Raw genomic sequence first — 19,632 nt, forward strand, 5'->3', positions numbered from 1 at the left:
GCAACATATATTCTCGCTTGTGCCGGTGACGGCGGTATCTCCGTTCGAAAAGAAAGACCTGATTCAACCCCCAAGACTTTTCAAAAAAGCCCACTTAGCCAACTACGAGGGAATTCATTTGAGTCGATAGAACTACTAAATAACAGTCTTTCAATTTTGACCACGAACCATCATCTTGAGCTTATCAATGATGATGATCAACTAGTTGTAAGACTCAACAATTGTACTTTATGGCCAAACTGGTTTTCTCAGAAATAACGGGGCAAGCTGAAGAAGAACTCTGTGAAGCTACATATTTTTAATCGACACACCCTACTTCATTATTCGACTTAATCACCCGCCCTTGTGATTCTTCCTGTCCATCGTCCACTCTCTCATTAAAGGACAGAATCGTAATCCTCCACGAATCCCAGCCCTTTTTGCGTTCTCTTCCAACAGCCATTACTATAATAGGCATGGCCGCCTCGCCCTTCAGCTTCCCTGCCAATGCCTGATTTCTGATTCAATGGCAAGAATCCCCGGTTCGAGCAATTTACTGGAATCACTCTATGTATCTCAAAAAGATGTATCGCAAGAAGCCTCTGCTCTATCGCTGCAGCCCTCTCTTGCTGGCTTTTGCCTGCCTGATTTTCGCAGCCTATGCGGAAGACGGGACTCCGGCGTCGTCAGCGACGGCACCCATGGTCACTTCCAGCGAAGGCCCTGCCGGAGCCGAGCGACCAATGCCTCTTGAGGAAACCGGCACGCTGGTCAGCGACATGGCCATCGAAGAGTTGGTGGCCCGCGCGCGGGAATCGGTCGTCGTCATTACATTTTCAGGTCGAGATGGCAAACAACTTGGCATCGGTAGCGGATTTGTACTCGAGTCCGATGGTTTAATTGCAACTAACAGGCATGTCATCGGGGACGCGCGTCCGATTTCCGTCCAGTTCGCTAACGGTCAGAAGTATGAAGTCGCGGAAGTCAGAGCGACGGACAGCAAGCTCGACCTGGCTCTATTAAAAATCAACGCCAAAGATCTGCCGGCTTTGCCCGTTCGATTCACGGGAGAGGTCCGCGATGGCGAATCGGTAATCGCACTCGGTAATCCGCTGGGTTTAAAACATTCTGTCGTCAAAGGAATTATTTCGGGTCAACGTGAAGTGGAAGGACGCAACATGCTGCAGTTGGCCATTCCCATCGAACAGGGCAACAGCGGCGGTCCTGTTCTGAATCAACAGGGGGAAGTCGTCGGACTCGTCACCCTGAAATCGCTTGCCAGTGAAAACCTCGGATTCGCCGTTCCCGCCTCCGATTTAAAACTGCTCATCGACAAACCGAATCCGATTCCAATGTCTCGCTGGTTGACCATCGGAAGATTGGATGAAGAAAAATGGACTGATCTCTTCGGAGCGACCTGGAGACAACGGTCCGGACAAATCCACGTTCAGGGTTCCGGAAAAGGATTCGGTGGTCGCGCCTTATTGCTCTCCACCAATGCAGTTCCCGAACCCCCGTATGAAATTGCCGTGCAAGTCAAACAGGATCAGACAGACGGCGCCGCCGGAATTGTGTTCGCTTCGAACGGGGAATACGAACACTATGGTTTCTATCCCTCAGGAGGACGAATTCGTCTCAGCAAATTTAACGGTCCCGATGTTCTCACCTGGCAGGTGCTGAAAGAAATCGACAGCCCTTTGCTCCAAGAAGACTGGAACAACCTCAAGGTCCGCGTCGAAGAAGAAGGTGTTCTCTGTTATTTAAACGGGGAGCAGGTGATCAACTTGCCGCGCGTCAAAATTGAAACGGGTTCCGTCGGCCTGGCCAAGTTCCGCGATACGACAGCCCAGTTCAAAAACTTTCAACTGGGTAAGGAAGTTGAATCACTCGAACCATCGGTTGAAGTCCGAAACAGTATCAACGGTCTGATTGACAACACCGACACCCGGAATCTCACCTCAGCCGAGCTTTCCAAACAGTTACTTCCTCATGCGACGTTTACATCTACCTTACTCGAAAAGAAGGCCGCGGAACTGGAGCGGCAAGCAGAGCAAATTCGGCAACTGGCCCGAGACGTTCATCGAGAACGCGTACTCGCTTCCTTCGCAGAAGTTCTGCAGAACGAGGACGCCAACTTATTCACTGGTGCCTTGCATATCTCGTGGCTCGACAACGAAGAACTTGATATCACTAGCTATGAGCAGGAGCTGACACGGCTGGCCGATATTTTAAAGAGCCGATTCGAAGAGTCGACGAGCGAAGCGGAGAAGTTCTCCGAGTTGAACCGATTCCTGTTTGAAGAACTCGGATTCCATGGAAGTCGAACCAATTACTATCACCGCTCCAATAGCTACTTGAACGAGGTACTTGACGATCGCGAAGGGTTGCCGATTTCGCTTTCCGTACTTTATCAGGCCGTTGGAAAACGGATTGGACTGCAAATCGATGGCGTTGGGTTACCCGGTCATTATGTCTCCCGGTTTGTACCGACCGAAGGAGAACCGCAGTTGGTTGATCCCTTCGAACAAGGCAAGTTACTTTCTCGTCAGGACGCGGAGTTAATTGTGCTGGCCTACAGTGGCCGCGCATTCGACGACTCCGCCCTCGCGGCACAAACCACGACTGAAACTTTGACCCGCATGTTGCGCAATCTGCTAAGTATCGCTCAAGACAAACAGGAAGAAGAACGCATGCTCAACTACATGCATTTTCTGATTGTACTTGATCCGGAATCAGCCGAGGATCGCTGGGGCAGGGCACTTCTCGCTTATCGAGCCACTCGACTGGATCAGGCGATCGTCGACATCGAGTGGCTGGAAGAGCAATCGCCCCCCATCATCAATCCGCGAGCAGTCGCCCAACTTCGCCTCGCAATTCAACAAAAGCAGGACCGGCTTAATTCCGAATGATCGTGCATTAAACAATTCTCGCTCCCTTTATTTTTATCCAGCGAACAACCTGCCTCCACCTTAAAGCCGCCTCTATGTCTGAAGTTGTAAATCGTATTCGCCAGAACCTCAGAGGGATCGAACAACAGATCCAGACTGCTTGTGATCGTTCGCAGCGAAATGCCGCTGATGTGCAGTTAATTACTGTCACCAAATACGCGGAGTGGAATTGGGTCGAAGCTCTGCTGGAACTCGGTTATTGTCATCTGGGCGAGAGTCGTCCTCAGCAACTGGAAGAACGAGCGGAACTCGTTTCGAAGGAAATCCAGTGGCATCTCATTGGCCAACTGCAACGAAACAAGATCCGTAAAGTTCTTCCCGTCACCAAACTGATCCACTCAATCGATTCCCTGAAACTGCTGGACGCCGTAGACCGGATTGCCGGAGAGGAGCAACTAAGACCAAATCTGCTTCTTCAGGTAAATGTCTCCGGGGAAGAAACCAAACAGGGTTTCTCTCGAAACGATCTACTTGATCATTGGTCCGAGTTCGACCAGTTTTCCCACACCAACATCGTTGGCCTGATGACCATGGCTCCTCACGTCGACGATCCTGAACTGGCACGTCCCACTTTTCGCGATTTGCGTTTACTACAGGACGAATTGAATCAGCGATCTCAGACGGTCAAACTCAGCGAACTTTCCATGGGGATGAGCCACGATTTCGGAATCGCTATTGAAGAAGGCGCGACGCTCATTCGCCTCGGTTCCAGTCTCTTCGAGGGCATAAGTAAATAGCGGAAAAAGGTCTATCCATGTTACTTCCCACCATTTCGGATCATCCTGACGGTTTGATTCTGCCACTCAAAGTGAGTCCCAAGGCGAAAAGAAACGGAGTCACGGGAATTCATGACGACCAGCTGAAAATCTCCGTCACTGCCGTTCCCGAAAAAGGAAAGGCGAATCTGGCCGTTTTGAAATTGCTGGCCAAAGAGCTATCCATTGCCCGATCCCAGTTGGAGATTCTGCGGGGCGACACCTCTCCGCAGAAACAAGTTCTCCTCCGAAATATTTCCCGAGACGAACTGGAATCACAGCTGACAAGCCTGTTGCAGGAGTAAAGTCACCGGCAGCTCAATCAGACTTGTTTGAGCGTCCTGAAAAATGAAGAAGTGCTCATTAAATGGCCAATCCGTTTACCCGATTTAAGGCAAGTGTTCGGCGGGCACTGGTTGCGTCTCCCTTAAATCACTTCTTATACTTGAAACACGGGTTCGATCAAGTCGTCAAGAACACAGACAATCCGTCACCTATTTTCCGCCTGCCATCAATTTAAAACGCTCGCTCACAACAACACGATTCACCGCATTCCTACTGGGAGCAAACGATGCCGCAACGACTCGTTTTCTGGCTATTTGCCTGTAGTCTGATTCTTACTTTCGCTATTGCTGCCGACTCACTCCAAGCGGAGGACTGGCCACAGTGGCGTGGTCCCAGTCGTGATGGCATCTCCAACGAAACGGGGCTCAATTTTAATTGGGAACAAAACCCACCCAAACTTCTCTGGAAAACAGAAGGCCTTGGTAACGGATACGCTTCCGTCGCCGTCGTGGGCGACCGCATTTATACCACCAGCAATGGTGAAGTCTCTCAGGCACTCTTGGCTATTGATGCCAACACTCACCAACGACTCTGGGCGAGCAAAATGACCGACCACGTACCCAAACACGGATACGATGGTTCCCGCTGCACCCCCGCCGTCGATGGCGACTATCTGTACGTAATTCCGTCCAATGGAAAAATCATTTGTATGAAAACCGCTGATGGTGAAATTGTCTGGGAAAAAGACTTCGCCGAAGAGTGGGACGGCAAAATGATGTCGAGCTGGGGATTCTCAGAGTCGCCACTCGTCGACGGTGACTGGGTCCTCTGCACCCCTGGAGGAAACGACGCCATGATCGTCGCTCTGGACAAATTGACGGGGGAAGAAGTTTGGAAAAGCAAAGCCCCCACCGGCGAAAAAGGGAATGATGGTGCTGGGTATGCTTCAATCCAGATCAGCAATGCTGCCGGAATCAAACAGTACGTGCAAATGGGTGGTCATGGTGCTTTTGGTGTTCGAGCCAGCGATGGCGAACTGCTCTGGTCTTACAACCCGGTCGCCAACGGAACAGCCAACATCCCCGACTTGCTCGTCGATGGCGACTACATTTTCTGTTCGACCAGTTACAACACGGGAGCTGCCTACCTGCACCTCACCAAGGATGGCGAAGGCGTCAAAGCAACGGAACAATACTTCCTGCGTCCCAATACATTCCAGAACCATCACGGCAACATGATTCTGCTGGGAGACTACGTCTACGCCGGACACGGTCATAAAAATGGCTTCCCCATCTGCATTAAAACCGACTCGGGAGACATCACCTGGGGCGGAAAAATCCGGGGGCCTGGAACCGAGTCTGCCGCGATTATCTACGCGGACGGGCATCTGATCTTCCGATATCAATCGGGAGAAGTCGCGGCAATCAAAGCAACTCCCGATGGCTACGAACTTTCCGGTTCATTCACCCCGGATGTGGTCAACGCACCCGCTTGGGCTCACCCGGCGATCGCCAACGGTAAACTGTACCTTCGCGACCAGGAAACATTGATGGTTTACGACCTTGCCAATTAAGGCCGAGCCCTTATCCCAACCTACAAAAAATGCCGCAGAGGACATCTCCTCAGCGGCATTTTTTTATTACCTGGTCACAGGGAATTAGTATTTTCAGTCAACGTTCCGGCTGCTCTCTCAGAGTTATCGTGTTTTGCACAGCGACTACGTCGGAACGCATCTCATTTAGTTTTTGGTAGACATCGTTTCCGCTTCCAACCAGTCTGCATCGGCAGTCCAGTCGCTGCTATCCTGGGGGACAAGATCGTAGCGGGGTTTCCCCTGCAGAGCATAAGTGTTCTCGCCAATTCGTTTGAAGAACTGCCGGAACCAGAGCATCTCTGCGACGTGGGGTTGAGGATTGTAGAGGCGAATTTTGACGCCATATTCGTGCCAGTCATACAACATGCCAAAGAATCCGCTCGGGATATATTTGACGTGTTCCATATTGACGCCCATCAGGCGGCATTTCTTATTCATGACGAGATCGCTTTGTGTATCTCGTAGTAGAGCCAGATCTGCCCCATCCCAGATTTCGACGCCGATCAGGTCGAGTACGGTGTAGTCATCCCAGTTGTGAAGCGTCATGCGCAAATGTCGACTTGTTGCCATAATATCCTACTCTCAATTCCCGTTCAGGTTCCGGAGGAGTGGTTCAAATCCTTGAGCCTGTGACCGTTCTACCAAGCCATCCTGGCATGTCATATAAAAGCAAAGGCCGGGCCGATCTTGATTCCCGTTAGTTTCTGAACTTGAAATTTTCTCCTAAACCTCGAAATAACAAGAGGTTACATATGGCCCGTCATGTTGAATTTTCTTCCGGCAGTTTTTGCAGATGTTTCAATTTGGAAACATCTACAGAAAAATGTTCAAAATTGACAACACACTGTCCTACTTACGACACATGCCCCACAATTGCTGGGGCGATTTCCATTCTTGCAAACAAAATGTAATTGAGTAGCGATACATTCGTTTCGTACTACAGGCAAAGCCCTGAGAAAGCGAACAGGGAGCTGAAATTTGTCTGGGAAGGAACTTCCCTTTAATTCTGGTCTCGTCGGACATCGACGCGAAGGACATTCTCCATCCCTAAGCGGAACAAGTTCCCCAAGGCCGTTACTGCTTCCATTCCATTGATCTTCGAAGAACCATGGCGACGTTCCTCGAATAGAAAAGGGACCTCGACGAAACGGCAATCAATTCGATTACAGCGATAGAGAATCTCTTCCTGAAACGCATAACCGCGGGAAACGATTTTATCAAAATCGAGTTCCGCCAGACGGGAGACCCGATAACAACGGTAGGAACCACTGTTGTCCTTCGTCTTCAACCGCAGCAACAGGCGGGCATAGCAGTTGATTCCTCGACTCATCAGGTGCCGTTTGAGTCCCCAGCCCTCGATTTCTCCACCTTCAACATACCGAGAGGCAATGGCGACATCGGCATCGTCCATTGCTTTAACCAGATCCGGCAGGTAACGGGGTGGATGGCTGAAGTCGGCGTCCATGTTAATCAGGTAATCGAACTCTTTTTCGATTCCCCAGCGAAAGGCTGCCACCGTTGCAGTCCCCAATCCCTGCTTGCCCGATCGTTCAATCAGAAACAGAGCCGGATTGTCCTGTTGCATTTCTTTAACGAGTGCACCAGTTCCATCGGGAGACTTGTCGTCGACGACCAGAATATGTGCTTCCGGCAGACTCATGCGAATTTCGGGAATGAGCTGTTCGAGATTTTCGCGTTCATTGTAGGTACAAAGCGTAATGAGAATTCGGCGGTTCAACGGTGCATATTTCCTGATGGGCAACAAGGGTCGATAAAAGAAGGCACCCCTCGGAAGAAGGATGCCTTTAATTTACCAAGCTGGCCTTTCAGTTTCGACTGAACGCTTATTTCGAATCGATGACTCCGCAACGAGTAGATACCACCTCTCGACTATCACTTTGTTTAAAAATTTTGATTAATCAGGAAATTGTGGTCCAGTATCGATCCCGTTAGAAACCGGATTCGGGCCTGCTGAGGGGGGCGGGGGTTGAGGTAACTCGTCGCCTGGTGTGTCAGGTTTATAGTAAGAGGCTTCTTCGGGAGACACGGCAAGCACCCCATATCCTGGAGGAGGTAAGTCCGGGTAGGGAATGGGTTCCGCGTTGGCAGCCTCTTCATCAAGGACTTCCGCTTCTCCCCGGATGGGCGTCAGAAAGGCAAGGGCGACGTCGTCCTCTTCCGCTGTCGCAGTAGCCACTTCCAGAAATGCCCGAGCATCTTGTGGTTTTCCATCGAGAGCGAGGAAGGTGCCCATCAGCATCAGCCGATTAGGATCATCCTGATCTTCTTCGGTCCAGCCATATAAATTTGAAATCAGAATTTCACGCTCGTTAGCTCCTTCTTCCCGGAAAATTTGATCGAGAGTTCGTGGTAATTTTTCCATGTTCGGTTCAAGCTTCGCCGCTGTTTCAATCTGCTTGAGCGCCGTATCAAATCGACCGGTCGCCGCCAGAACAGTGGCCAGACTGATGCGAAATTCGGCTTTGTCACTCGATTGCTTAACGGAGCGTTCGTAGTATTCATAGGCACGACCAAATTCGCCCCGTCGCATCGCTCCATCTCCCAGAGCTTGAGCACGAACGCTCTTCAAATTGTCTTCCGGAGCCGAAGGACGCACGGCGATAATCACCCGGTCCGGCATTCCCGGTATCTTCTGGATCCATTCCTTCCGATTCTCTTCCACCTCTTTCTTCATGCGGAGGTTTTCAAGAGCGATAGCAGCCGGAGTGGGATAGGTTGTCGACTGGGGAACATTAAAGTTGTTCCCATAGAAATTATTGATTCCCCAGTTGTTGCCGCGATAGTAGCTATCGTTTGTGTAGTAGGGGTTCCCTAAATATCCGGAATACCCACTACCGTAATAACTGTTTCCGTAATAACCTGAGTAAGGCAGAAAGTTGTTTCCGTAATAATACGTGTAGGGAGCAATAGCGATGGGAGCACGGATCACAAACCGGTTCACGCCGGGAGGGGTACGAATCCCCAGTCCTCGTCCACGATAGGAGCCATAAAATCCGCCACGTCCATATCCGTGGCCGTGCCTGTGACCGTGATGGCCTCCGCGACCATATCCATAATTCCCGTAAGCGTACGGGGGCACAATCGGGCCGAACATGCTCGGATAGAGGTGGCGCAATCCGTCTGCCCTGGCGCTGGAACCACCAGTGACGCTTTCACTGACGACCAACCCGGTGATCAATAACAGAAAACATAGTCGGCGTATAAATAATGTCATCTTCATGACGTACTCTCCCGAAGAAGAAAGAATCGAAATTGGACTCTACCTTGATTATCAAAGTCCAGATTCCAATCGTCAAGAAGATTACCGACTTCCGGTTCCGTTATCGCCTCACGTTGAATCAACCTCGCCTACAGACGGAATCAGAGTTGCAATCCCTTTTCCGTGATTTGGAAAGGAACAATCGATTCGTCACACGCGCTGCCACGATGTTTGGCGATCTGCAGGGCTCGGCCCATTTTGCCTTCCTCGCGTGTTTTTCCCATCAAAATAATGGTATTGGCATTCGAGAGCATATCGCCCGACTCAATAGGCCGCTCAAGCAGATCATTCAGCATAACCTCGTGACAGGTATAGAGTATGAGGCAGCTCAATTGTTGGTGATCGTACGGATGCTGTTCGACAATTGATTCCTGAGAACGGAACTGCGAGCGAAACAAATCACGGGCAAGCCAGTCCGATTCTTTTCGCAGCACCTGATGATAAACGTAGTCGATCATATGGAACTGAAAACTATCACTCGCCTTTTCAGCAGGTTCAATTCCATCGAGTACGATACGGCGGACACCATGAACAAAGTTTCCGTAAAAGAAATAGATCGCCCGGTCCAGCTTGCGCGACAGTTCAACCTTCCACTCCCGCCACTGATCATCATCCAGGTCGCTCAGAGTGACCCGGCGTCCGGAACGTCGGAAAAGATGCAGGTAATCTTTCCGGCTTTGCTCGGCATCCCAGACGGTCGTCACATCAAACGACTCTCGACGAATATCAGCATTAGAGGCGGCCCGAAAATCCCAGTCGAACAGCCGCTTAGCATATTCATCCTGATTCTGCGCATCACCGCGACTCGTCATGTCAAAGAGAATCCCAGTTTCCCCTTCCTGCTCTTTACCAGCATGCGCGAACTGGAGACCAAGTTGAGTCTTACCAATGCCTGTGGAGCCCATCACCACCGTCATCGTGCCGGGAATCAAACCTCCCCCCAGCATTTCGTCCAATTGGGATAAACCTGTTGAATGTCGTGGTGTCGTCATGATCCTCTGCTATCTCAATCTCTTCTAACTATCGTTGTCAAAATAAACCTAAGTCCCAAGTCGCTTAACGTAACGCAGACGGTATCGAATTGGGGTTGTACTATAGTATTGAGTACCCAAAGAAAAAAGCCAGCCTCCATCTCAACAGGAGGACTGGCTTTGATATTAGTACCATAGATTAGTCGACGATCTGCAGTTTCATTTCATCACTATTCGCACGTAATTCAGGAGCGTACATCGCCGACCCCTGCGTTGGTAACGCACTGAACTTACCGGGAATTTCGGCCCGCAACTGGTAGGTCACACTGTGCTTGCCATGAGCCAGTCGCTGTACAAAGAACTTCACTTTCTCATTTTTGAATTCCATATACGCCCCCAGACGGTTCCCGTTGTATCCACTTCGCAAATCAACCGCTTCCAAACCGGCCGGTTTATAGTCTTCAAAGATCAGGTACTCGTAATCGTTTTTACTATCGATGATCAACTCGACTTCAATCAGATCACCACTTTTCAGTTCGGCATGATTGACGAGTGGTTCGCGTTTGAAATTCTCGCTTAATTGATCAATCGCTTGCCCACTGCTGTTCGCCACGGCCGTCTCTTTGTTGTCTGGAATCAAACGGGTGTATCGCCGTTCAACTTTGATTTCGAGACCGGCCGCTTCGATGAAGTCCTCTTTCGAGAACGTTTTCACATAAGCGTTATAATACAGCGGTCCCGAACCCGTTTTCCGAAGTTCCAGCGTATGCCGACCTGATTCCAACGCGACGCCTTCAAGCGTAAACTTGTTATCAATTTCAAACAGGTTCTCAGGAGTGATTTTTACTTCCTTCTGCTTCTGACCATCAAACCAGACTTCCACCACCATATCGGGGCGATTCTCGCCACTTGCTTTCAAGTATTCGGCTAGAGCTTCAATGGACAGGGCGGTATCGCTGATGCTGCTCCAGTAGGTGGAGTTCTTTCTATTATTGAGGATGTATTTCACAAGCCGTCTCGCCCGTTCGCTACGTGGGTCGGTCCGTGAAAGCAGTTTCAGGTAGATGGCGTTGGCTTCGTCTTCGTTGCCATACCAGAACCACCAGAAGTGCCCTGCGGGTAATTGCAACCAGGCCGTTTCATTTTCGGCATCCTGTTGCAGGTACTGCTCCAGGTTTTCCATTACCTTCGCCAGACCCTCTTTGTCACCAAGGGTGTGCAGAGCTAGGCCGAGCAGACCTTTCGCATATACAGACAGGCTGACCCGGTCGCGATTCAGGTAAGCATGCATTTCTTCATTCACGCGTCCCCCCTCGACCAACACACCGAAGACGAGTGCGTCGAGATTGTCTGCCTTTTGTTTAAACTTTTTGTGTTCTGCTTTTTTCGCTTCGTTTTCTTCCCAGTTTTTGATCAGACGAATCTGTTCCTGTTGGTAGTTCTCTAACCAGGCGAGTCCCCGATCCAGCATTCCCGGAACAAGTGCCACCTGGTTTTTGTCTGCCAGAATCAAACCATGAACAACCTGAGCAGTAATGTGAGGCGAAGAATGTTCGCCGTAGCCGCTAAGCCAACCCCACCCGCCATCACTCAATTGACGATTGGTAACATCATCCACATGCTGCTTGACGAATTGCTCGATTTTATCCGGATTGTAAACCGGGTTTTCTTTATCATATTGTTTCCACTGTTTCGCTCGTTCCTGGGGATCGCCTAATTCCTGAGCATTGAGATTGGTCTGCTTTTTCTTAAGCTGTCTCAGATCAACCCCCATCTCTTTCAAGATGTTGTAGGTGATGACCGTCGGCACAAACCGATACATCGCGGCATCAGTCGTTTTGTGAGGATAGTTCGCCAAATAAGGCAACGCGTCAATCATGGCCGCAGCCAGCGACGGACTGAAACGGAGTTTCAGAACGGATTGTTCAGGAAGTCGTTCCTTCGGAATATCGAATTCGACCGTCGAGCTCGACTCCTCCGGTTTGACTGTTCCCGCATACGCTTCCATCCGTTCGGCACCATGAATATACACCGGGAAGGACATCTCGACCGCGTCCGACTCTTCATCGGTCAAGGCTTTCATTCTTAGTGTTACTTCGCCCGGTTGAAGCACCTTCACTCGCCAGTCGATGCGGATCTCTTCACCTGCTGTCAGATTGATTTCACGAGTCAACTCGTCCATCGATTCCAGCAGCCCCCCCTCCAGTTCGAGAATCGCCTGCACCGATTTGTCTGTTTCCAGATAACTGTGGATGTTTGCAGACAACACCACTTCATCCGTTTCAACGAAGAACCGAGGTGCTTGAAGACGAACGAGAAGATTCTTGGAGGTGATCACTTCCGTTTCGCCATAACCGACGCGGGTCCGGTCACCCATTCCCCAACTGGCAATCTTCCAGGTAGTCAGACTGTCCGGCATTGGAAAGGAGACCAACACAATTCCGTTCTCGTCCGGTTCCAGGTTGGCGGCCCAGAAAGCGGTATCGGCAAAGTCTTTTCGAATCGTCGGCTCAACAGATTCCCCACCTCCTGCACCTGCTTCAGGGGCTGCTGGTGGGGCACCATCGGCCATTTCCATCGCCATCTCGCCTCCGAGGTGCATCTTTGACATCGGTGCAGACCGCATCATAGTAATGCTATGATCCGTTCCTCCGCCAAAGCCTCCCTTACCTCTATCATAGAAGGACTCCTCGACAATAGCGCCAAACGTCCCCAATTGCTCCATTCGCTGCTGGTCCCGTTTATACAGAACATAGCTGTGGTGATTCCAACTGGAATTCGTCGACGAACTGTGATGCCGTTTGAAATCCCAGAAGAACTTTTTAATATCTCCAATGGATGAACCACCCGAGATATATTCCACACTTTTGTCATACGCCGACAGCACCACGGAACCTTGAATCGGATCTCCCTTCAAGTCGGTCAGTTTCAATTGCAGTTTGAGTTCTTCACCCGGCTGATACTTTGGTTGATCCGCTGTCACTTCAATGTTCATGATTCGTTTTTCAGGCGGAACCACGATGTTCTGTGTGACGCTGTGGATATCACCGTCCGAAATCGTCATGGCTTCGACGAAGAAATTCGGCATATCATCGGGTCGTACATCGATTTCAAACGAAGTACTTTTCCCGTCCAGTTTCAATGTATAAGGAACTTCATAAACACCGTTGACCGGTCGCACAAACAACAGCACAGTCGAACCGGTTCGATTCGTGTTAATGCGCAACTGGACTTTGTCGCCAGGTTGATATTCCTTCTGCTCCACCAGGAGTTCCAGATCGTTGTACCGGAATCCCTTCCCATCGAATCCTGCTCCGTAAACATTAAGGACGGTCGCCCCTTCCTGCTCGTGGCCTGCTTCATCTTTGAGTAGGTAAGAGATACGGTACTGACCTGCTTCCGCCAAATTCATCTTCTGAGTTACCAGGCCCTCTTCGTTAGTGGCGACGTCCCATTTCTCAACCAACGTTTCCAATGGCTTACCATCTTCGGTGTAGGTAATTTTGATCAGATGAACTGTTCCCTCACCTTTAACCGGTTTACGATTCAAGGTGTGTGCTTTGAACGAGGCTTCAATCGTATCACCTACCCGGGCGTATCCTCTGTTCGTCCAGGCGACGATATCAAACAGTTCACGCGCCACCAACACTTCGCCGTTACCGACGATCGTACGCCGTGATTCATCCACGACTTCCGCCGTAATTTCGTAGCGGTGATCCTGATCTCCATGCATCGCCTCGGCGAGAGCGGTATCGATCTCGACGGTAACTGATCCATCGGCACCGATCTCCACCTCTTGATCCAGCACGACTTCGGGAGGATCACTTTGCTGAGGCCACCAATATGGATAAGGCCGGACGCATCCCCAACGCGAGAAACCCGGGTACCAGTCCCATTCCGGAGTAAACCACCAGTAACCATTTCCGTACAACCAGTCCCAGGTGCCAGAAGGGTACCAGCGATTGCTGTATTCGCTTCGTTTAACAGTGAAATGAACGGTCGCGTTTTTCACAGGTGCCCCGAAGTAGTATTTAGCTTTAATCGTCGCCGTAATTTTTTCACCCAGTTGTACAGGTTCCTCTGGTGCGTCAATTGTCACTTCGTATTCGGTTTTTTTGTATTCCTCGACTCGGAAAGAACCCCAACCCTGCACGCGTGGGTTGTCGATAACATTAAGCGAATAGGTTCCGAGAGTCGCTTCTTCCGGCAACTCGTATTCGCCATTGAAACCGCCAAAGGCGTCGGCCGTGAATTTTTTCGTCCAGACTTCTTTGCCTTGCGGATCGTTCAATCGCAACTGAAATTCTTTATTGGCATACACGGCCGGAGCCATCGTCGAGTAACGGGCATTGCGGACCCAGAACTTAAACTGCACGGTATCCTTCGGCTTATAAACCGGCCGGTCGCTGATGTAGAAGGCCTTATGCGTATCGTGGCCCGGATCGTTTTTCGGCTGGTGCCAGATGCTTTGGAACCCAAGATAGGCTAAACGGCCTTCCTTCGTGCGCGCGATCATTAACCAGTTGAAATTGTGCGGTGCCCGGTTTTCCGAAACGGTGAACTGTCCCTCTTTGTCTGTAAACTCCGCAAAGTGCTGTGTTTTGATTTCGATCTGATTGGGATTACGAGGACGCGGGCGTTCAATTCGATACCCTATCATTTCCACATTCGCTCCGGGAACGGGCGTTCCCGATTCCGCATCAGCGACTAGATACCAGCTTTTATTGTCCGCCCGCTTGCTGACAATAATCGTATCATTCATCCACAACACAATCCGGGTTTCATTCCCATCCTGCATCCGAGCCGTGATGAAGTAGGCACCCGCTTGATTCAACGGAGCGCTGATTGTCTTTAGCTTGTCGTAATGACCCGCCAGAGGATCGAGATCAACATTCCATTCAGCCACTTTTTTACCAAGGTATTTTTCCTGATTTCCCTCAACCAGTTGTTGTCCGATATTTTCAAACTGCAGTTTCAGCGAATCCAGTTGCTTGGGATGTGACTTGAGATGCTCAATACAATCCTTCAACAATTCATCCAGCTTGATTTCCACCGCTTCGAAATGCACCTGTTTTCCATTACGGAAGCGATACAGAAATTTTCCGCCTTGAGAGGGAATCTGGCTTTCCGTCTCGACCTGAAACTCACCCCAGTTACCGATGATCTGGTCGAGGCTTTTCTGTTTGTGATCGTTATTGCCCGGTCCAAACCGCTTGATGTTCTCGCGGATCATTTCCGCCGCTCGGGCATACTGCCGTCGATTTTTGAAAATGTTTTCCAACCGACTTAATGCCTGTTCGGCGTAATTGCCTTTATCTTCCGCCGCGATTTCCAGGAAGATTTTGATGTAGCTGAAGTCTTCTGGCAGCGTAAACCGTTTGATTCCTGTCGCCAGCTGAGCCAGCGTTTCATCCTCTCCCAGTGTATGCACCGAGTAAGGAGCCGTTGTCTTGTCGAGTTTGTTCGGGTCGTCCGTTGCCTGTGAGATCTGCTTATAGAAGAGGGGTTGATCTCTCAATGTCTGCACACCAAACAGCGATTGTCCCCAATCGCCCAGCTGCATTTTGACTCGCATTTTGTGATCTGAAGTCGTCGACGCCGCTTGTGCGAGTGCCCACCGCCAGCGCTGGCCATCATTGGCAGCAGCTTCCCAGCTTTCCGGAACAGTGAAGGTGATTGGATTTCCCTCATCATCGACAGGGGCTCCGTCAAAATCAGGAGCGCCCATACGGCGATAACCGCCAAAACGGGGATTGCTGTTCTCGGGTTCCGGAAGTTCGGAGAGGTCGGTCAACGTCTGCATTTTCCAGGAATCGTATGTAGAACGACTCATCTGCACGGTGTTCGCGAGCTCAAAGTAGAAGTCCCCCTTCTCTTTGGCTTTCACTTCGGTATCCTGCAGCTTCAACTCCAACGCCTGCACCATCAGCTGCAATGCCCGCACACGATCGCGTTCTTCCAGACTGACATACTGGGCACCACCCCGTGAATGACCACGCGTAATTTCATCCCCGATGATGTAACCATAATGCTGCACTGAACGATAGGAATTCGCGACTTCCTGCACAATTCGCCAATCATCTCCATGCACCATCACCACCATTTCGAGTAGCGGGTCGATCTCTCCAATTCGGTCCAGGTTATACAGACAAGTGGTGAGTTCCTGCAGGCTCCGCCTAGCCGTGGTGGTATCGGTTTCTGGTTTCAGGACCAGATCATGGTAGATGTCGTATGCGTTTTTATAATTTCCATCCTTCTGTTCCTGATTGGCCTGTTCGAACAAAGGATTCTCTCCCTTTTCAGCAGCAAATAGATGACCTGTGAGATTGGAACTGATCGCTACAAAAACCAGGGTGAACAACAAACGCAACATGAGACGCTCCTCTATATCTTGTCCAAGATAGGTGTGGCGACTACCGGACGCGAAAATAATTGAACACAGGATTTTGCGCCGCTAGAACCCTCCACAATGAAACGGGAGGTGCTCTAGAGGACGAACCAAACAGGTAACGATGGATTGGATGCCGTTTCCCGCCTGTAAGTTCCCACTTTTTATCAAAACGCCCGAATCCCCGGAAAAAGAAAACGATTCCCGGCAGGCCTTTCTTCGCTTAACGGTATATCACCCCGACCAGTTCCGCAATTGGAATACGGCCGGAAAGTATCCTGCGCTACTGTGAATTCACCCGGGTTGATCTATAAAAAAACCATTACCCTCGGCATCTTCGGGATTGATTCAAGATTCGTCTCTGTAAATCGAGCCAGGATTATCACGTTCGCGATCCCCTCTTCAGGGATGATATTTCCTGACTGACTCTCTAAAATAATCGACTCGTTTTTATTGCCCCGTTGTTCGGTTGTCGTAGAGAGCGCGTTTCATGAGTGATCGTTATCAGATTTCGGATTCTAGTTCGATTATCAGTCCCGGTTTGGTAGTCTTCGAAGAACTGGTGGACGAGAACATTCAAAAGATGATTGATATCGCCGGTTCCGTCGAACGCCTTCGACCGCATTGCAAAACGCATAAAATGTCAGAGGTCGCCCGAAAACAATTGGCGGCCGGAATTACTAAACACAAAGCAGCCACCTTCGCCGAAGCGGAAATGCTGGCCGACGCAGGTGCAGAGGATATCTTTCTCGCTTACAACCTGGTCGGACCGAACATCGAACGGGCCGTCAAGTTCGTTAAAACCTACCCCACTGTCACCTTCTCGGTGACGGCAGATCACGAACGCCCCCTCGCCCAATTAAGCGAAGCATTTTCGAAGGCCGGACTCTCTATCGATGTGCTCCTCGATGTCGATACCGGTTTGCACCGTACCGGTCTGGAAGCGGGCACCGAAGCGGAAGCACTTTATAAACAGATTGCTGATTCTCCGGGTATCCAAGCAGGCGGCCTCCATTTGTACGATGGCCAGAACCACCAAACCGATCTCACCGAACGAACAGCCGCGGTCAAAGCGTGTTGGGATCCCGCCATTGCGATGAAGAAAAAACTGGTTGCTGCCGGCTACGACGTTCCCCGGATAGTCGCCGGAGGAACAGGATCGTTCCCCATCTTCGCTCAGTTCAATGACCCCGCACTCGAGTTGAGCCCCGGTACTTGCGTCTTTAACGACTCGGGATACTCCAACATGTTCCCCGATATGAAGTTCACCCCGGCAGCAGTCATGCTGACACGTGTCATCAGCCGCCCCACGGCGGACCGATTGACGCTCGACCTGGGAACCAAAGGAGCTGCCTCCGATCCACCCGCCGGTAAACGGCTCTTTTTCCCCGAACTGCCTGACTCGGAACATGTCCTGCAAAACGAAGAACATCTTGTCCTGCAGACTAACAAAGCCAAGAACTACCAACCGGGCGATGAACTGATCGCCATTCCAACCCACATTTGCCCCACGTCGGCCCTGCACAAATCGGCCTACGTCGTTCGCGACGGAGAAGTCGTCGCTCAATGGAACGTCATCGCCCGCGACCGCTGCTTAACGATCTGAGTTGAATTGCAGCGATTTAGATTTTACGAGCGGGTGACCCAGACATTCTCGAAGAGTTGTCCGGGTCGCGCAGCGACACTAAGCGAAGAATGTAGCTGGCGATGAAGGAGCTTGGCTGAAATCGCTCCCCTCGCCCGTTCACACTTATTAGCAATCATCATTTAGTGTGCCTATGGCCCCGACAACTCTGGCGAGATTGTCTGGGCCACCCGAGAATTATGTATACCGAATTTCTCGATGGTCTTCTTCGAAGTACGCGGGCAATAACGTATCGACCTGCAGCAACCCTTTGCGGGTCAGCGTGATGTCGTCCCCGTCGATCGTCAGGAAACCGGTCTCTTGCTGGTGCTGGAAGGGAGTGGCGAATTCTTCGAGAATTTCGACACCGAATTTCTCTCGGAATGGTTTCGCCGAGATATGTCCTTCTTTCATTTGCAGAATCAGTTCGCGAATCAGCATTTGATGTTTAGTCGGTCGATAAGCTCGGTTGACCGGCAGACGACCTTCGTTGACGATCTCTTTATACTCTTCGATCTTGTCGTAGTTCTGATAATGAACTCCCTGCAAGTGACCGAAGGAAGAGACACCCGCTGCCAATAGATCGGATCCTCGCCAGAGGTTGTCACGGTAGACAAAGCGATCTGTTTCCGGATTGAGCACCAGTTCGTTCCCGCTGGAAACGTGGTACCCTTTCTCGCCTAACCAATCAATCGCTTCGTTCACCCAGCGACGTTTGGTGGCCCAGTCTGCAATGGGAGATTCCTTGCTTTCCTCTTTCATCTCTTTGGAGATGATCGTGTTAAACGGCAATTCCATCTGATAGACAGTAATATTGTCCGCCCGCATTTCATTCGCTTTTTCCAGACAGTTTTGCCAGTTCTCGTCCGTCTCGCCAATCATGCCGGCAATCAGGTCGATGTTCACTTGGGGAAATCCGACATCCTGAATCCAACCGTAAGCTTTATGAATTTCGGGGGAGAGGTGGGCACGACCATTTTCTTCGAGGATGCTGTCTTTGAAGTTTTCAACCCCCAAAGAAACACGGGTGACTCCGATCTCCTTGAGTGTTTTTACTTTTTCTTCGTTCAGCGTTCCGGGTTCACATTCGAAGGTCACTTCCTCCGCATCGTCCCAGTTCAGATATTCGGAGAGGCGATCCCGCAGGGAGAGCAATTGGCGGGAACTCAGGTAAGAAGGAGTTCCTCCACCAAAGTAAACGAACTTCAACTTTCGACCTTTGACCGCCGGTTGCTGGCTGATCATCTGGAATTCTTTTTCCAGAGCATCGACGTAGTCTTGAATCGTTTTCGCGTTCTGTTGGGTATAGACCCGGAAGTAACAGAAGCGACATCGCTTGCGGCAGAACGGAATATGAATGTACAAGCCGAGAGGAACCGAACTGTCTGGTTCGCTTTCATAAGCGGACTCGATCTCGTGTCGTAAATCCGACCTCCACAGGGAAAAGGGAGGATAGTTGGCGATAAAGTAACTACCAACTTCAGTTTTCGCAGTCTCTGTCGACATAGTAAACCTGATCATCTCTGCAGGAGTGGATGCGCGCTTGTTCGAATCAATAGTCCGATCATTTTACCAGATACCCCGGTAAAAGAGAACGACTCAATTCTACAGAAAGATTCACCAACGTCCAGAAGAGGCTGACTTCGGTCGACAAGCGTCTCACATCTTATAAGCGGTCCTGAAATTCTCTGATGAGGCAATTTCACCCCTGAAAGGTAACCTCGAAGCCAGCCACAACCTGGTTTCAGGATGAATTCTAATCGTAGCGGGTTCTTGTAGTGTAAAACGACGTTATTACTAAACTCTTC

Annotated in this window: 11 protein-coding genes; 5 read left to right on the top strand and 6 right to left on the bottom strand. The window is 50.5% G+C overall.

Features of this window, described 5'->3' with window-relative positions:
* Nucleotides 1-548 precede the first annotated feature (548 nt).
* From Pla110_RS16525 to Pla110_RS16540, 4 genes are all read left to right on the top strand, one after another.
* Nucleotides 549-2,888: a transglutaminase family protein gene (locus tag Pla110_RS16525; protein ID WP_144997232.1), complete on the top strand. Its 2,340-nt coding sequence runs from the start codon at nt 549-551 to the stop codon at nt 2,886-2,888.
* A 74-nt stretch (nt 2,889-2,962) separates the two neighbouring features.
* Nucleotides 2,963-3,664, top strand: coding sequence for a YggS family pyridoxal phosphate-dependent enzyme (locus Pla110_RS16530; RefSeq protein ID WP_144997234.1), 702 nt, complete (start codon nt 2,963-2,965; stop codon nt 3,662-3,664).
* Nucleotides 3,665-3,681: 17 nt separating this feature from the next.
* Complete coding sequence (locus tag Pla110_RS16535; RefSeq protein WP_144997236.1) at nt 3,682-3,987, top strand: DUF167 domain-containing protein; 306 nt, start codon at nt 3,682-3,684, stop codon at nt 3,985-3,987.
* A gap of 266 nt (nt 3,988-4,253) precedes the next feature.
* Entirely contained in the window at nt 4,254-5,540 is a 1,287-nt protein-coding gene (locus Pla110_RS16540; RefSeq protein WP_144997238.1) for an outer membrane protein assembly factor BamB family protein, read from the top strand.
* Between the two features lie 165 nt (nt 5,541-5,705).
* On the opposite strand, the gene Pla110_RS16545 is transcribed toward Pla110_RS16540, so the two are convergent.
* From Pla110_RS16545 to Pla110_RS16565, 5 genes are all read right to left on the bottom strand, one after another.
* Nucleotides 5,706-6,131, bottom strand: coding sequence for an STAS domain-containing protein (locus Pla110_RS16545; RefSeq protein WP_144997240.1), 426 nt, complete (start codon nt 6,129-6,131; stop codon nt 5,706-5,708).
* A 430-nt stretch (nt 6,132-6,561) separates the two neighbouring features.
* Nucleotides 6,562-7,299: a polyprenol monophosphomannose synthase gene (locus Pla110_RS16550; RefSeq protein WP_231742526.1), complete on the bottom strand. Its 738-nt coding sequence runs from the start codon at nt 7,297-7,299 to the stop codon at nt 6,562-6,564.
* A gap of 177 nt (nt 7,300-7,476) precedes the next feature.
* Nucleotides 7,477-8,802: a tetratricopeptide repeat protein gene (locus Pla110_RS16555; RefSeq protein ID WP_144997242.1), complete on the bottom strand. Its 1,326-nt coding sequence runs from the start codon at nt 8,800-8,802 to the stop codon at nt 7,477-7,479.
* Nucleotides 8,803-8,942: 140 nt separating this feature from the next.
* Nucleotides 8,943-9,833 carry an RAD55 family ATPase gene (locus Pla110_RS16560; RefSeq protein WP_144997244.1) on the bottom strand — a complete coding sequence of 297 codons (891 nt, stop codon included), beginning with the start codon at nt 9,831-9,833 and terminating at the stop codon, nt 8,943-8,945.
* A gap of 178 nt (nt 9,834-10,011) precedes the next feature.
* Entirely contained in the window at nt 10,012-16,185 is a 6,174-nt protein-coding gene (locus tag Pla110_RS16565) for an alpha-2-macroglobulin family protein (protein ID WP_144997246.1), read from the bottom strand.
* 505 nt (nt 16,186-16,690) lie between these two features.
* On the opposite strand from Pla110_RS16565, the gene Pla110_RS16570 reads away from it, so the two are divergent.
* Complete coding sequence (locus tag Pla110_RS16570; RefSeq protein WP_144997248.1) at nt 16,691-17,806, top strand: D-TA family PLP-dependent enzyme; 1,116 nt, start codon at nt 16,691-16,693, stop codon at nt 17,804-17,806.
* A 216-nt stretch (nt 17,807-18,022) separates the two neighbouring features.
* Here the strand turns inward: Pla110_RS16570 and Pla110_RS16575 are convergent, their stop codons facing one another.
* Nucleotides 18,023-19,330, bottom strand: a complete 1,308-nt coding sequence (locus Pla110_RS16575; protein WP_144997250.1) for a coproporphyrinogen-III oxidase family protein — start codon at nt 19,328-19,330, stop codon at nt 18,023-18,025.
* Between the last annotated feature and the right edge of the window lie 302 nt (nt 19,331-19,632).

It is taken from the genome of Polystyrenella longa (assembly GCF_007750395.1).
In the GTDB taxonomy this organism is placed as follows: domain Bacteria; phylum Planctomycetota; class Planctomycetia; order Planctomycetales; family Planctomycetaceae; genus Polystyrenella; species Polystyrenella longa.

Excerpts from the sequence above, each read along its gene's own strand:
- Pla110_RS16555 (WP_144997242.1), bottom strand. The coding sequence starts at position 8,802 with ATGAAGATGACATTATTTATACGCCGACTATGTTTTCTGTTATTGATC.
- Pla110_RS16560 (WP_144997244.1), bottom strand. The coding sequence starts at position 9,833 with ATGACGACACCACGACATTCAACAGGTTTATCCCAATTGGACGAAATG.
- Pla110_RS16525 (WP_144997232.1), top strand. The coding sequence starts at position 549 with ATGTATCTCAAAAAGATGTATCGCAAGAAGCCTCTGCTCTATCGCTGC.
- Pla110_RS16575 (WP_144997250.1), bottom strand. The coding sequence starts at position 19,330 with ATGTCGACAGAGACTGCGAAAACTGAAGTTGGTAGTTACTTTATCGCC.
- Pla110_RS16545 (WP_144997240.1), bottom strand. The coding sequence starts at position 6,131 with ATGGCAACAAGTCGACATTTGCGCATGACGCTTCACAACTGGGATGAC.
- Pla110_RS16530 (WP_144997234.1), top strand. The coding sequence starts at position 2,963 with ATGTCTGAAGTTGTAAATCGTATTCGCCAGAACCTCAGAGGGATCGAA.
- Pla110_RS16570 (WP_144997248.1), top strand. The coding sequence starts at position 16,691 with ATGAGTGATCGTTATCAGATTTCGGATTCTAGTTCGATTATCAGTCCC.
- Pla110_RS16540 (WP_144997238.1), top strand. The coding sequence starts at position 4,254 with ATGCCGCAACGACTCGTTTTCTGGCTATTTGCCTGTAGTCTGATTCTT.
- Pla110_RS16565 (WP_144997246.1), bottom strand. The coding sequence starts at position 16,185 with ATGTTGCGTTTGTTGTTCACCCTGGTTTTTGTAGCGATCAGTTCCAAT.
- Pla110_RS16535 (WP_144997236.1), top strand. The coding sequence starts at position 3,682 with ATGTTACTTCCCACCATTTCGGATCATCCTGACGGTTTGATTCTGCCA.